The 16629-nt window shown below is 39.7% G+C and carries 9 protein-coding genes; 5 read left to right on the forward strand and 4 right to left on the reverse strand.

The features are described 5' to 3' along the window. Positions 1-17 precede the first annotated feature (17 nt). From MWU84_RS02060 to MWU84_RS02070, 3 genes are all read right to left on the reverse strand, one after another. Complete coding sequence (locus tag MWU84_RS02060; RefSeq protein ID WP_246897656.1) at positions 18-314, reverse strand: putative quinol monooxygenase; 297 nt, start codon at positions 312-314, stop codon at positions 18-20. 106 nt (positions 315-420) lie between these two features. Continuing rightward, on the reverse strand, positions 421-1530 hold the full coding sequence (locus MWU84_RS02065) for a serine hydrolase domain-containing protein (protein ID WP_246897658.1): 1110 nt from the start codon (positions 1528-1530) through the stop codon (positions 421-423). A 190-nt stretch (positions 1531-1720) separates the two neighbouring features. Further along, entirely contained in the window at positions 1721-2092 is a 372-nt protein-coding gene (locus tag MWU84_RS02070) for a VOC family protein (protein ID WP_246897660.1), read from the reverse strand. A 502-nt stretch (positions 2093-2594) separates the two neighbouring features. Between MWU84_RS02070 and MWU84_RS02075 the strand changes: the two genes are divergently transcribed. The 5 genes from MWU84_RS02075 (at position 2595) to MWU84_RS02095 (ending at position 14718) form a co-directional block, all read left to right on the forward strand. Continuing rightward, positions 2595-5873 carry a TonB-dependent receptor gene (locus tag MWU84_RS02075; RefSeq protein ID WP_246897662.1) on the forward strand — a complete coding sequence of 1093 codons (3279 nt, stop codon included), beginning with the start codon at positions 2595-2597 and terminating at the stop codon, positions 5871-5873. 7 nt (positions 5874-5880) lie between these two features. Continuing rightward, entirely contained in the window at positions 5881-7749 is a 1869-nt protein-coding gene (locus tag MWU84_RS02080) for a RagB/SusD family nutrient uptake outer membrane protein (RefSeq protein WP_246897665.1), read from the forward strand. Positions 7750-7844: 95 nt separating this feature from the next. Next, positions 7845-11153 carry a VCBS repeat-containing protein gene (locus MWU84_RS02085; protein ID WP_246897668.1) on the forward strand — a complete coding sequence of 1103 codons (3309 nt, stop codon included), beginning with the start codon at positions 7845-7847 and terminating at the stop codon, positions 11151-11153. Between the two features lie 124 nt (positions 11154-11277). Further along, positions 11278-12477: a cytochrome c family protein gene (locus MWU84_RS02090; RefSeq protein WP_246897671.1), complete on the forward strand. Its 1200-nt coding sequence runs from the start codon at positions 11278-11280 to the stop codon at positions 12475-12477. Positions 12478-12816: 339 nt separating this feature from the next. Next, a complete protein-coding gene (locus tag MWU84_RS02095; RefSeq protein ID WP_246897673.1) occupies positions 12817-14718 on the forward strand; it encodes an AraC family transcriptional regulator in 1902 nt (633 codons plus the stop codon). A gap of 366 nt (positions 14719-15084) precedes the next feature. Here the strand turns inward: MWU84_RS02095 and MWU84_RS02100 are convergent, their stop codons facing one another. Next, on the reverse strand, positions 15085-16626 hold the full coding sequence (locus tag MWU84_RS02100; protein WP_246897676.1) for a RagB/SusD family nutrient uptake outer membrane protein: 1542 nt from the start codon (positions 16624-16626) through the stop codon (positions 15085-15087). Between the last annotated feature and the right edge of the window lie 3 nt (positions 16627-16629).

Consider the following 16629-nt stretch of genomic DNA (forward strand, 5'->3'; position numbering starts at 1 on the left):
TTTTAATTGCAAAATAATTAACTGACCGGAGTTAATTGACCTATAATTACCTCTGCTACGGCCCCCTCGGTAGCCTTTCTGTGTGCCGCTATATGGGCGCTGTTATTATGTATCTGCCAATGATCATAACTGCTCCAATTTTCATAAAAGAAAAAACGATCTGGGTTTTGATTGTCCTGGTGTAGGTCGTAGTTAAGGCAGCCTTCCTCCTTAAGGGTAGGAGGAATAAGTTTTAATAAGGCTTGCTTTACAAATTCGCGTTTTTCGGTTTTTGCCAAAATACTGGCGGTGATGGTCAATTGCTTGTTGCTCATAGGTCATTATTTTTAAGTATCTAAATATACGGAACTCTTATGGGTTGCAAATAGATATTTTTGTTGTTTATACTATTCGATATGGGTTTCCGAATCTGCTGGTTTATTATTCCGTGTTTTTTAGACTTTCTATTAAGCGTGTACCAAGGTTGTCAATGTTCATACTGTTTTTATGTGCCGCTGAAATATTGGAGAGAATAATTACCCCGTTTTTGTTTTCTATATCAATTATAAGAAAGGATCTATAGCCTCCGGTTCCACCACTATGGGAGAAACTTTTTTTACCCAAATCGGTTTTAATGGCCCATCCCAAACCTATGCCCGATTTGTTTTCTTGGGTCGTAAAGGTCGATTTTCTGGTCAAGGCCAATACCTGATTGGAATTATTGAATTGTGCTAGCGCAAATTTTGACAAGTCGGAAACGGATGATACGATCCCGCCAGCACCCACTAAAACATTTAAATCCCAGTTTGGAGTTACGTTACCATTAGGGCCAAGCCCAATAACCAATTTATCCGCAATTTTTTTTCTATCGGTAGTGGTATGGTCCATATAGTATTGTGTACATATTTTGGCTTGGAGTAGGTCCTCATAGGAAGTACTGTCTATTTCACTCAAAATAAAGCCTAATAAGCCCACGCCCAAGTTTGAGTATTCGAATTTTTCCCCTGGATTTTGATGCAGTTCAAGATCTTCGCTCATATACTGTTTCAATTTTCTTTCGTCATAATCTTTATAGGGGTTCTGCAAGTCAACAGAATCTGGCAGCAGGTTAGAGGGCAATCTTGGAAGCCCAGAGGTATGGTTGGACAACTGTTTGAACGTTATTTTTACATCGTCCTTTAGTGGCCAGTTCAAATAATTGTCGATATTATCATCTAAATTAAGCCTTTGTTTCACCACCAAATCTGCCAATAGGGTAGCTGTAAATACTTTGGAAATAGAGCCAATTTCAAAAACACTCTCTCGATTGTCTAAGGAGATAATAGTATCGTTCTCACGTTTAATCCCATAAAATTGTGCTTTCCCATCCTTTATCATGGCGAGGGCCAACTGGGTGTTATTGGGAAAGTCTTTGCTTTCTGCAAAAATATATTTGGACTGAGGTTCCGTTAGGTATGGGGTGTAATCTTTCTGACCGTTTACGGCAATTTTTACCTTGCCACATCCGCAAGTGATTAAAAATAATAAGATGCAGATAAAATTATTTTTCAATGGCTTTAATTTTGTAAATGCTGCCAATTTAATTTTTTAGATTTTAAGTAGTGAACAAGTAGGGCTATTAGGAACAAAACTGGCAGTACTGTCAGTGGCTTCATACAATGGAGAATTTGTTGGCTTCAAAGTGTGCATCCAAGGCTGGCAGAGTTAAATTTCAGGATTTACGAATCGGCTGATTTCAATATTAGACATGCTGGTCTATTAAGATCTGATTTCCATCAGGGTCGGTCAGCATTATACTTGCCGGGCCGGTGGATTTTTCATCTGCCTCCTGCTCCAGTGGTAGATTTTTACTTTTTAAGTCGGCCTGAATTTTTCGTACATCATCAAAAGTTGTAAGGGTGTTGGCATTTTCATCCCATCCTGGATTAAAGGTAATGATGTTCTTGGGAAACATGCCTTGAAAGAGCCCCACCAAGGCATTTCCATTTTTCATGATCAGATAATTCATGCTTATATCCCCTGCGAAAACGGAGAATCCGAGTTTTTCATAAAACGCCTTCGAATGGTTAAGATTTTTAACATTAAGGCTAATTGAAAAGGCACCTAGTTTCATAGTTCTTTGGTTTTTCTAGCTAATAATTTCTTTAAAATAGGCTTGGGGGTATCCTACAGGGGAGCGTTTATCCTACTAATATAGGGAATTATTGGGATTTATGGTATGCCTACTGCTACTTGGTAGATTATAGTAATCTTAATTGATAGTAAAAGGGCAGTCCCTCGTATTATTGTGAACTTATTTAACAAGTTAGAATTTTTTTTAACATAAAATTGTATTATCTTAACAAAAGTTTAATAAATTTTATACATTTGCTAAGTAAGCGTTATTCTTACGGTTATTGTATGTTGAAAAAAGCAAAAGTTAAAAATAGGATGACTTTTGGTTTAAAAACCTGTTTGAAATAATAAAATTCCCACACACATTCATGAATTAATACCTTGTTTTATAGGGTCAATTGAAAATTGTATTGGGGATTCCATTTGCCAAACAAGACAAAACAGCATATCAAAAAACTAGTGGTAAGCGCTTTTAACTAACTAACTAAATAATGAACATTATGGAGAAAAAAACCTGGTTTTCTGTTCAAACAGAAATCATTCAAAGAAAAAAGCCCAAAACGAAGCTTTTGGTTTTGATGTTTGCCATGGCCTTGTGTAGTGTACGGGCATTTGCAAATTTTGAAACCGAGGTGATTAGTTCAGTTTGGGATCAACAGACAGTTTCCGGTGTGGTATCGGATGCCAACGGACCATTACCCGGGGCCAGTATTGTGGTCAAAGGGACCACCAACGGTACCCAAACGGATTTTGACGGTAACTATACCCTATCGGATGTTGCTGACAATGCGGTATTGATATTTAGCTACATTGGTTTTAAAACGCAGGAAATACCTGTGAACGGGCAATCTACCATTAATATTACCTTGGAGGAAGATGCCAGTCAGCTGGAAGAAGTGGTGGTTGTAGGTTATGGGGTGCAGAAAAAAGCAACCTTAACAGGATCTGTAGCCACAGTAGATGGGGAAGCGCTTGAGAAGTCTTCCTCTCCAAACTTAGGAGCTGCTCTAGCTGGAAAAGTATCTGGATTGTACATTGATACAGGACAGGCGATTCCTGGGGCCGATACACCTGGGATTAGAGTTAGAGGGACCAATACTTTTAATAATTCATCTGCTTTGGTCGTTGTAGACGGTATTCCGGATCGGGAGGGTGGAATTTCGAGAATTAATCCGGCAGACATTGAAAGTATCTCTGTACTTAAGGATGCATCAGCAGCTATTTATGGGGCCCGTGCAGCCAATGGGGTAATCCTTGTTACGACTAAAAGAGGTAAGGTCGGAGCTCCAACAGTTAAATTGAGCTCTACCTATGGATTACAGAGCTTTACAACTACCCCAGAGATGTTAACAGGCGCCGAGTATATGGATTTGGTGAATGTACTTAATGTGTACAAATTACCTGTAAGTCAGTGGAATGCAGCGCATGCTAGCAGGGGCGCTCCATTTACTAGGACAGACAATGGGGAAGTGGTAAATCCTACTTTTACAAACGATCGAATCCAGCAAACTGCTGCTGGTACCGATCCATGGTTGTATCCTGATACGGATTGGATGGAGGAAGTAACCACGACCGGAGCACCAATTTCTAGGCAGAATCTGCAAGTTTCAGGAGGTACCGAAAGCGTTAGGTATATGGCTTCATTGGGTTATATGAGACAAGATGTAAACTTTAACAATGCTCCAAAGGGATATCAGCAATTTGACTTGAGATTAAATTTGGATGCTAAAATTAGCAAGTCCTTAAGTGTTGATCTTGGATTATATTCAAGACAAGAAAATAATCGTCAGGCTACTAGGTCGGCAAACGGAATATTTGATGACTTGGTAAGACAATATCCATGGTTTCCTGCTTTCTGGCCTTCTGGGGAATTGGGGCCGGATATCGAAAACGGGAACAATCCGGCCGTACGTGTTACCGAAGGACCAGGTTATATAGACCGTGGTAATAACTTTGTACAAAGTAATATAGGTCTAACATATAAAGTGCCAGGTGCTGAAGGACTTGAATTTAGAGGGAGCGTTTCCTATGATAAGGCCAATTATGAATTTAAACAATGGGATCGGCCTTGGACACTTTATACATGGGATGGTGTCAATAGGAATTCTTCAGGGCTTACCGAAGCTGAACGGGGTCCTGTAGATCCAAGTTTGAGACAACAACATACTACCAAAACAGATGTCACAACTACCATGACCGGATCCTATGAAAAGGAATTTGGAAATCACTATTTTAAATTGTTGGGCGGTATTACACGTGAGCAGTCGGAACAGCAGTTTTTTGGTGCGTTCAAGCGCTTTTTCTTATCTAGTGATTTGGCCGAATTGGATCTAGGAGGTACTGAAGGTCAAAGTAGTGAGGGGAATGGATATGAAACTGCGAGGCTAAATTATTTTGGACGTTTGAACTATACCTTTAAAAATAAATATTTATTGGAGTTCTTATTTCGTTATGATGGATCATATCTTTTTCCAAAGGAAAATCGATTTGGATTTTTTCCTGGACTCTCTGCAGGTTATATCCTTAGCGAAGAACCCTTTTTCAAAAATGCCTTGCCATTCATAGATTACTTTAAATTGAGGGGTTCATGGGGGCAATTGGGTAATGATAACGTTGATCGCTTCCAGTATCTTAACGCCTATGAATTATCGCAAACTGGTTTGGAGTCCGTTGTGACAACGGCTTATGAGAGCAACGTGGCCAATCCGAATATTACTTGGGAAACGTCTACCTCCCAAAATATTGGATTCGATTTAAGAACCTTGAACAATAAACTTACTATTGGTTTCGACTTGTATAAAAATTCTAGAGAAGATATTTTAACTACCCCGCTAAGAACATTGCCGGAATATAGCGGTATTGCGGCACCAGCGGTAAACATTGGTGAATTTGAAAATACTGGTTATGAAATAAGCTTGGGTCTAAATGGAGGTAATCAAGATGGATTTAGTTATAACATTACCTTTAATTTTAGTGATTCCAATAATAAATTGGTATTCTTTGATGAGCCTCTTTTGGCAGATAGACCTTGGCAGAGACAAACAGGAGGAGAAATTGGAAGACCTTTACTTTATAAATTTGATGGGGTTTTTAGGTCCCAGGCGGAAATTGATTCCGAATCTTTGGACTATAGTGGAGTAACTTCCCTATTGAAACCAGGTGATGCGCGCGTGGTAGATGTTAGTGGAGATGGTAAAATTGGCCCTGAGGATAGAACTAGAGTTGGCGGAAGTGCTTTTGCGGATACGCAATTTGGATGGAATACTTCTTTAGAATATAAGAACATAGACTTTAGTATGTATTGGAATGGTGCTGCTGGTGGTTATAGTATGTATGAATGGAGTTTTATGTCGGGTACCCTTGCCAATGTACAACGGGAGGTTAGGGATCGTGCCTGGTCTATAGACAATCCTGATGCTTACGGTCCACGTTTGGCGGATAGGGGTGACCAATGGTACTCTGGACAGACGGATGCCTATCTTATAACACGAGATTATTTTCGTTTAAAAAACTTGGAGCTAGGTTATACTTTTGACAAGGGAATAATTGAATCAATTGGTGCAGATAATTTGCGTATTTCGTTATCAGGTACTAACTTAGTTACATTCACAGATTTCCCGTTTGATCCAGAAGTATTACAGGTAAGCAATGAAGAGCTTTCGGGTAATGACGCTGACAATGATGATGGTGTGCAAGGGGTTAGTGGTGGCCGGACCAATAATGGTGGGTCCTATCCCATGTTAAAGACTATTAATGTAGGATTTCAAATAACTTTTTAAAATTACTATGATGAGAAGAAAGTATATATTAAAATTAACAGCGCTGGTTGTTTTCACCTTTTTCATTGCTGGTTGCAGTGAGGATTTTTTGGAGACAACACCGCTCGCTCAGGCCTCAGAGGAAAATGTGTGGTCTGATAAAAAGCTTGCCGAGGCAGCTGTATTGGATTTGTATCAGGGAACATGGGCTGGAACCATGACTCGTGAGGAGACTACGGATGCTTTTACAGATCAAGCTGTATTTACCCATCCTGGTCGTGGCGTAGATGGCTACACGGAAGGAAAAATGAACCCTGCCGGTAACTTTATGGATATGCAATGGATGAGTTGGCCACAGTTATATCCCTTTATTAGAAGTGCCAATAAAGCTATTCAAAAACTTACAGAGAATGAGGCCGGCATGGCGCCAGAATTAGTGGATCAATTATTGGGAGAGGCCTATTTTATGAGGGCCCATTTTTATACCCAGCTGATGCGACAATTTGGAGGCGTAGTACTTTTGACCGAACCTTTAACTTTGGATAGCGAGGCCAATAACCCACGTGCCACTTTTGAGGCAACGGTCAACCAGATTATAGAGGATTTAGATAACGCTATAATTCTTTTGGAAGACGTACCTGTATCAAAGGCAAGGGCACACAAGATTACGGCTTTGGCTTTAAAATCCAGGGTGCTGACCCATGCGGCCAGCGATTTATATGAGCCTTCCAAAACTGGAGGTATAGCTACGATAGCAGGATATAGTAATCCAGAATTGATCCAATGGACAAGTGGATCCCAATTGCAAAGATGGGAAGCGGCCAAGGTTGCCTCTAAAGAATTGCTTGATGCAACTTCAGGTTATAAATTGGACTTAACCTCACCCGCATCTTTTGAAGAAGCCAAACAAAATACTGAGGATATTTGGTTACAAGGTTATCAAAATCCAGAGTTTATATGGGGTCGAATAGTCGATAACTTTGGATTTGATTCGCGTACCTATAACGCTACCGGTAACAACGGACCTGCAAGGCTAGCGCAGTTTCATGGACCCAATGGCTACCATGAATGGGCGGGAACAACTCCTACAGAGGCCTTGGTTGCTAAATATACCATGGCAGATGGTACGGAGTTCGATTGGGACAATCCCACACATGCCGCAGCACCCTATGATAATCGTGAGGCCCGTATGTACACAACCATTCTTTTTGATGGTGCACCTTGGAAACAACGAACAGAAGATGTAATCAAATTTGATAATTTCAATGAACTTCAAACTGGTTATTATACCCTATCAGATGGAACTACCATCAATGGTGTGGATACCAGACAGGGGCCTATCGAAGATTGGAACGGTTCAAGAACAGGTTATTATTTTAGAAAATTCATGGACCCGCGTTTACCAGCTTCATGGCCAGGGAGCCAGCAAAAAATTCCGTCGCCGTATATTCGATATACCGAAATTTTGTTGAATTACGTGGAGGCGAATATCAATTTGGGAGAAGAGGGAGAAGCTATTACTTGGTTAAATAAAATCAGGTATAGGAATGGTCTGCCAGCGGTCACCGAGTCTGGCGCTGATTTATATGAACTTTATAAAAGGGAGCGTGACAAGGAATTGGTCAACGAAGATGCAAGGCTTTTTGATATGAAAAGATGGTTGGAAGGCCCTAGATCACTGAACCAGCAGGTACAACGAGTGGACATTCAGGCTACCCAAAAGCCGGGTACCACCGTTACGAATTACAGAAAAGACACTGCATTATTTGATTATGAGTATAGGCCAACTAATATTGTTTTTGAAAATAGAATTTGGCAGGACCACGTGTATTTTATGCCCATAAAGCAAGAAGAAATAGACAAAGATCCTTCTATAATCCAGAATCCGGGCTATTAGTAATTGCAAATATTAATTAACATTTAAAATGAATAACCCTTAGCACATATGTGCGGGGTTATTCTTATTTTAGGGATGTTATGTAATACCGATTTATGATGCAAAGATTTATTTATTTTATTTTTTTGATACTCTTAATGGTATCATGTGAACCAAAGTCGTCCCAACTGTTTTCCAAATTGGATGCTACCGCGACTGGGGTAGATTTTAAAAATAAACTCACGGAAACCCATAAGTACAACTACTTTACCTATCCCTATATGTATTTGGGGGGAGGAGTTTCTGTAGGCGACGTAAACAATGACGGACTGGAGGATATCTTTTTTACCGGGAATATGGTGGCCAATAAGCTCTATTTAAATAAGGGTGATCTGAAATTTGAGGATATTTCAGAAAGTGCCGGTATAACGGGCGATGAGCGTTGGTATTCGGGGACTACATTTGTAGATATCAATAAGGATGGTTATTTGGATATATATTGTTCCGTAGGGGGGAAAAATGGTCCCAACAATAATGTACTTTATATAAATAACCAAGACAATACCTTTACCGAAAAAGCCGCGGAATACGGAATAGATTGTGATGGTATAAGCATGCAGTCTACCTTTTTTGATTATGATAATGATGGTGATCTGGATTTATACGTAATCAATTATCCTCCTACCAGTTTTATAGCACCTGTGGAGTATTACGAATATATGTTGGACAATCATGAATTAAAAGACTCCGATAGGCTATATCGAAATGACAACGGCCATTTTACGGATGTAACACTAGAGGCGGGTCTAAGTACTTTTGGTCTTAGCTTGGGGGTTGTTGCATCGGATGTAAATAACGATGGCTATATGGACATCTACGTTTCCAATGATTTTAGTGCCCCGGATTTTTTATTTATCAACAACCAAGATGGTACTTTCACCAATCAAATCAATTCCTCACTGCAGCAGACTTCTTTTTATGGCATGGGCGCGGATATTGCCGATTTTAATAATGATGGGTTTATGGATATTTTTCAGTTGGATATGTCTGCCGAGGACAACTTTAGATCCAAGGCCAATATGTCCTCTATGAATCCAGAAGCATTTTATAGATCGGTAGCGGTCGGTTTTAACCATCAATATATGCAGAATTCCCTTCAAATGAATAATGGAAATGAAGCTGGTGAGCTACCCCTGTTCAGTAATGTAGCCAGACTGGCCGGGGTATCGTCCACAGATTGGAGTTGGGGCGGACTTATGGCAGATTTTGACAATGACGGTTGGAAAGATCTGTTTATTACCAACGGTATCCGTAGGGATGTAAACAATAAGGACTTCTATGCCAAGCATAGGGAGTTTTTCAATAAAATGGAAAAGGATCCAGAGTATAAAGATAAGGAAGAGGAGGTCGGGTTGTTGGAATATTTGGAACAGTTGCCCTCAGAAAAGTTGAGCAATTATATGTTCCAGAACAACAGGGATCTGACCTTTACCAAAAAAACGGATGAATGGGGTTTTGAAGAAAAGACTTTTTCCAATGGAGTGGCCTATTCAGATCTGGACAATGATGGGGATTTGGACCTGATCATCAACAATTTGGAAGATTCGGCCAGTATTTATCGCAACAATTCAATGGGTAATAATCAATTGTCCATAAGCCTCAATGGAGGGGAAAAAGTGTTGCCGAACGGAAGTAGGGTCTCAATTTTTACAGATGATGGAATGCAAGTGCAGGAATATAGTACGGTGCGCGGATATTTATCTTCCGTCACCCCTTTAATGCATTTTGGTCTTGGTAAAGTCAAGGAGGTCGATAGTATAGTGGTGCATTGGCCTAATGGAACAATTACGAAATTAAATCAAATTAAGGCCAACCAACGATTGAACATTAATTATGAAGTTAACAAGGTCGTCAACTCCCACCCTGACAATAAAAAGGAAATCAAACAATTTGAAACGTTGGAAACACCAACTATTTTTAAGCACACTGAAAATAAATTCGATGATTTTGAGGCAGAGGTATTGCTGCCTCATAAAAACTCTACCTTGGGGCCTGCACTGGCCACAGGGGATTTAAACGGGGATGGTTTGGACGATTATGTGGTAGGAGGTGCAGTTGGTCAAAGAGCGGCTGTTTACACACAAACTACAGAAGGAGAATTTGTAAAAATAGAAGTTGATGACCTGGATGATGACCAGTATTATGAGGATTTGGGGATTTTGATCTTCGATGCGGACAATGACGGGGATAATGATTTTTACATGGCCAGCGGGGGCAACGAATATTTGCCACAATCGCCTGGATATGAGGATCGTTTGTTTGAGAATATGGGAACAAATAAATTTAAGCGCAACACAGAAGCTTTACCCGATTTTAAAATAAGCGGGATGAATGTTACAGCTTCAGATTTCGACAAGGATGGGGATCTAGACTTATTTGTTGGCGGTAGGCTTGTTCCCAAAAAATACCCCTTTCCGGCGGATTCCTATATCTTGGAAAATGTTAGTACGGCCAAGGGGATAAAATTTATTGATGCTACAGACAAAGTCTTTCCCGGCCTAAAATCTTTGGGACTGGTAACCTCCTCCACTTGGGTCGATTTTGATAATGATGGATGGGAAGACTTGGTAATCGTTGGGGAATGGATGCCCATCAAATTCTATAGGAATGTAAAAGGTGTTTTTGAAGATGTATCCGATCAACTGGTTCAAGGCAATACTTCAGGTTGGTGGTTCTCGGTAGAAAAAGGGGATTTTGACAATGATGGGGATCAGGACTTGGTAGTAGGTAATTTGGGTAAAAATTATAAATATCAGGCCAGTTCCAAGTCGCCCTTTAAAGTGTATTTAAATGATTTTGACAGCAATGAAACTTCAGACATAGTGCTTAGCTATAAGAAAGGGGAAACGGAATTTCCGGTTAGGGGACGGCAATGCTCTTCCCAACAAATGCCAGCTATAAAGGTGAAGTTCCAGGACTATAATTCGTTCGCAAGTGCAACATTGAAGCAAATCTATACTCCTAAGATGTTGGAGGAATCATTGAGCTATGAGATTAATTCTTTTGCCAGTATTTATCTTGAGAACAATAATGGGGTGTTTACCGCAAGGCCATTGCCCCAATTGGCGCAGATTTCAAGTATCAACAAATTCGTGGTAGACGACTTCAACAAGGACGGAAACTTGGATGTGGTCTTGGCGGGTAATTTGTATAATGCCGAGGTGGAAACACCCAGGGGCGATGCTAGTTTTGGACTCTACCTTCAAGGGGATGGCAGTGGAAATTTTATGGCCAAGACCATGATGGAATCCGGTTTAAAAATTGTGGGAGATGTTCGCGGCATGGAGCTATTAACTGTAAAAGGTCAAAAACATATTTTGGTGGCCAAAAACGACGATTTCATGCAAATGATAAAGGTGAACTGATTAGTTGGTAATAAAATTAGACCCAACACTCAATACTAGTGTTGGGTTTATTTCAGCATAAAAAAGAAAAGCGTAGGGGTTTTATATGGCTATAATCAATAAAAAATTCTTTAAGAATGTCATAATGGTTATAGCGCTGTTGGGTCTAAGCACTTTCGTGTATTATTGCAAAAATGTAAAATCGGAATCCGATTATTACAATCCCCAAGTATTGGCAACGCATGACAATGGAGGGCATTTTGTAGGTTCCAAAACCTGTATGGAGTGCCATGCGGACATTTATAACACCCACTTAAAGACAGCACATTTTAATAGTGGGGCCATAGCGGATTCCTCCAATATAAAGGGTAGTTTTGAGGAAGGTTCAAACATTTTGGACCTTAAGAATGTGGAGTTTGTTATGAGGGCGGATGGGGAAGATTTTTATCAACATACCAGGATCAAAAATAGGAGTGCCGAGATTCCACCTGCAAAATTTGATATTGTCATTGGATCGGGAGTTAGGGGGCAGTCCTATCTTACATGGGAAAAGGACAACTTATATCAATTACAAACTTCCTATTATACGCCTACGGACAGTTGGGTGAACAGTCCGGGCTATCCTACCTATTACGATGAGCCTAGGCCCATACGGGATGCCTGTCTTAAATGCCATATCACCTTTGCTAAAAGTGTAGAACCTTCCCCTAAAGGCAACCACTTTGACAAATCGCAGTTGATTTATGGGATAGACTGTGAGCGCTGCCATGGCCCGTCTGTTGAGCATGTAGTGTATCACAGGGAGAATCCCGAGGCAATGGAGGCTAAATTTACCCTAAAAATTGAGGACTTAAACCGCCAGCAGCGCTTGGATCTATGTGCCCAATGTCATTCTGGACCACGAAGCATAGTTTTGAAGGGGAATTCCTTTTCTTACGCTACGGGAGAAGATCTGGACCAATATACCAAGAATGTTGATCGGGGAGATAGGGTAGCTAAATTGGACGTCCACGGCAATCAATATGGGCTGCTGACCAGAAGCGAATGTTTTAAGCAGACCGCTACAATGGACTGTAGCACCTGTCATGATCCCCACAAGAAAGAGCGGGGAAATACCTCATATTTCAATGCGAAATGCATAGGATGCCATAGTAAAGACGCTATGCTATGTTCCAAGACTACCACGGACAAGCATATAATGGCAAACAATTGTATTAGCTGTCATATGCCTACTACCCCTTCCCAGGCCATGATGGTACAGTTGGACCAAGATAGTCTGGAAACCTCTTTTAATATTAGGACCCATTTAATAGCGATCTATGACAAAGAGTTGTGGCGGGATTAGGGAGAGGGTTAACTTGAATGGATACCTCCATGCCAAGAAAGTGCACGTTCTACCAATTATATACAAGATATCATTGACTTCGAGACCGAGACCCTAATTTTATCTAAATAGGAATTTATGCAAACCTTTGCATAATTAATACAAACCTGTCTATAATTTTACATTATATTTATCTACCTATATGTATATTTAACAATATTTTACTGACATACAGATGTTAAGACTTTAGTATAATATTTTTGACCGTTCCAACAATAAAGGCATCATATGATCTAAAAAAATAATAGATAAGGTTCGCTTAAGTACCCCCAAAGACATTAAGAATTAAAAAAACCAACCATGAACTTGACCAAAACCATATTTCTGCTGTCCATATTTTTCTTTTTTAATCATTTATGCGCTATTGATAGGCAGATAGATTCTGTGGACCACTATTTAAATGCTGTCGAAAATTTAGTCGATTATAGGGATGTCTTTAAGGAGGAGTTTTTGGACATTGAGTTTTTGCTCCAGAAAAATGAACATGCTCAGGGCAAGGACAAAGCGTTAACTTTATTAAGCCTATACACTGCCTATATCTATAAATCTGCCGAATTGGCCAACAATTATAACGATCAGGCCATGGCCCTTTCGGAGAAATTGGCATTTAGGGAAGGAGTACTCAAGGCAAACTACAACAGGGCCTATTTTTTGTTTGTCCTAGGTGATTTTGAGGAGTCCATGAAAATGGTCCTTGAAATTCAAAAAGTAGTTGGCACTACAACTTACCCGGAGATTTTCGCTGATATTTCAACTTTAAAGTCCTACATTTATACGGAACGTGGAGAATATGACAGGGCACTGGAAACAGGTCTAAGACTTTTGGATAGCGGAGAAAAAAGCAAAAACGACTATCTTTTAATGAAGGCCAATTCCGCTTTATCCCATTATTATTTAAGAATAGAGAACTATTCAAAATCCTTGAGCTATTGCCTCAAAGGCCTACACTATATCCTTAAACTCAAGAAAACGCAATACATCTACCCAAAAATAGATGAAATTGCCCGAATGACGGCCAAATTGAACGACCCCAAAGGAGCCCTAAAAGTATACGCATTTTTTCTAGAAATGGAAAAAAAACTCCCTCCTGCAGGCAGTTATATCTCAGCCTCCGTACATAGTAATATGGCACATATTTACATGACCACAGGGGAGCATGAAAAGGCCTTAAACCATATTTCCAAGGCATTGGAAATTAATTTTGAAAATAATTATCGTTTTAGAATTCCAAGGGCATTGACGGTACAAGCTGAATTATATTTGAAGACCAAGGACACCTCTGAGGCAATTATAAATTATGAAAAAAGTATTGAAGCAGCTGAGAACATCGATGCTTTCGACGTTATAAAGCGCAACAGCTTAGTACTGAGCGAACTTTACGAAAAAACAGAACAGCCAACCAAATCCAAGGATTATAAAATATTATACCAAGCGCTAAATGATTCACTTTTCTCCAATGAAAAGGAACAAAAAATTGTAATTCTAGAGACTAAAAGAAAAATAAAAGAGGTGGTGCAAAGGAAGAAAATCCTGGAATTGGAGAATATAGCCCAGAAAGCAAAATTTAGGGGCATCATCATTATTTTAATTCTACTGCTGATCACTAGTAGTATTTCACTTTTCTCTTATCTGAAAGTGAAAAAGAAAAATAAATTATTGCTTCTCAGAACGGTCGACCTGGCAGCAATTCAGCTGAGAATGAGTGAAAAACTCAGTGAAATTCAATTTGCGGAAACCCAATGGTCCGTAGAAAGAAAAAGTGCGGATATCCCAAAGACACAGCCTAGAATTGACAAGGATATTAAAAATATTATTTTGACCAAACTGGCAAACTTGGAAAAAGAAAACTTTTTCTTGGACCCACAATGTAATTTACATCAACTTTCCGAACAATTAAAAACCAATCCCAAATATTTATCACAAGTCATAAATCAGGAAAAAAAATCCAACTTCAACAACTATATAAACGAACTAAGGATAAACTTCCTACTGCCTAAATTACTCAAGGATATAGAATTCAGGAACAGTAAATTGAGTTATATCGCGTTTTCTTTGGGCTATAATAACTTAAACACCTTCAACGCAGCTTTCAAAAAAAGGTTGGGTATTCTGCCGTCCAACTTTATCAATGAACTTAACAACAGCTTCGAAATTAAGAATAAATCCCTTAAACCTCCATATAAATTAAAAAGGATAGGCTAGTAAGGCAAACAGTATATTTAAAAGATAGTTATATTTTAAATGGCTCATTTATGGTCCTTTGTTCTTCAAAGCTTTGTATTCTGGTTACTGCTTATAAATCAATAGAAGTTCATAAAATACCTTACAATTGGTCCTGTCCCAAACCATACCGTTTTTTCCAAGTACAGTAAGTTATAAGTTAAGTGGCCCCATGTGTTTAAATAAGGCTGATTACCATCCGTTGGTCGCATTCCTATATCAATAGGCATAACAAAAGAAAAAGGCAGCATCCATACTGGATACTGCCTTTACATTAAAATAATAAAAACTAATTAACTCAAACCTTAACCCATATTGCCATATGAATTAATCTTTTTAAGGGCTTTATTAATTATACCCGGGGTTTTGTGGTGTTAAGTTTGGATTGTTGATCATTTCTTGTTCAGGTAGAGGAAACAGCAAATGCTTTTCCTGCAGCGCCTGATCCGAACTAAGGTTAACATGTCCTACAAAATCATCAAAAGTCCCTGTTGCACTGTTCAGTACTTTTCTAAGACGTACCATATCGAACCATGTAATTTGTTCATAGCATAGCTCATGCCATCTTTCCTTCCAGACAGCCTCCCTTAAGGAAGCTTGAGTGAAAGCTCCAAGAAGAGGGGTTGTCAACTCGGCACGATCCCTTATTCTTGTCAAGGCATCAACTGCAGCCTGATTGGGTCCTGTGGCCTCATTGGATGCTTCAGCATAGATCAACAATACCTCGGCAAAGCGAATAATAGGCATATTCAGGTTGTCCTTTGCCGTACCTGGAACACCAAAAGTACCGTTGGCAGTAACATTGAAGTGCTTAAAAATATAAGGCGCACCCAAATCGAAAAGTTCACCACTACCATTAGTATAGTAATTGCTATAAAACCAGCCTTCACGGTCTACCGCTCTAAGGTCTCCGGCCTCATAGGAGTTATAGAATTCAATTTCAGGTACCGTACTTCCTGTTCCTGATGGTCCTCTATAAGTAACTGGCTGGAAATTGGGGAACATATTGCCCATTGGGTTTCCAGCAACTTCATCATTGTATTGTAGGCTAAAAACATGCTCAACGATGTTTTCTAGATTTTCATCGTGGACCTCGCCATAGGTATCAAAAAGACCTAATGTTCCGGCGTTATCGATAACTTCTTTAGCCTTATTGGCAGCATCGGCATAACGTGCGGTCTCATTAAGAGGATTCCCGGCCATAGTAAGATATACCTTGGCCAATAAGGATTTAACCGCAGCCTGGGATACCCTGCCACTTTCATCTGTCCATGATAACCCTGCACCTTCGGCCGCCAACAGATCAGCTACAATTTGATCGTACACGGCTTTTTGTGGGCTACGTGTTGGATTAAAATCCTCTGAAGTAGCACTTTGTGGCAATGTGATCAAAGGAACATCACCCCAAAGTCTAACAGCGTAAAAATAACCCCAAGCCCTAAAAAATCTGGCTTCCCCCAATACTTTGTTCTTCTGTGCCTCGTCCATATCAATACCGGGTACATTTTCAAGTACCAAATTGGTATTGGCTATAAGCTTGTACACTCCTCTCCACCAGTTCCTGATATGTAATGTATTTGCATCGTAGGACAAGGAATACAAGTTGTTCAAATCGGAGTTCTGTGCCGTTTGGGTAGTGGAAGTTCCGGTGGGAGCTTCCAATAACTGCCAGTTCGATGAGAAGATCCCTGCACCATTACCCACAAACCTAGCATCAGCATATACAGCAGCAATAGCCGATTCGGCATGTTTGGCCGTAGTGTAAAAACTGTCCGGAGTTAGATTTGATGGATCGGATTCATCCAAAAAATCGGAACAACCCACTGTTGTAAGCAACATTAGCAAACAGAGGTAAAACTTTCCAATGTGTTTTTTTATATCAAATTTCATAAT

This window comes from Arenibacter sp. F20364 (genome assembly GCF_023015905.1).
GTDB lineage: Bacteria > Bacteroidota > Bacteroidia > Flavobacteriales > Flavobacteriaceae > Arenibacter.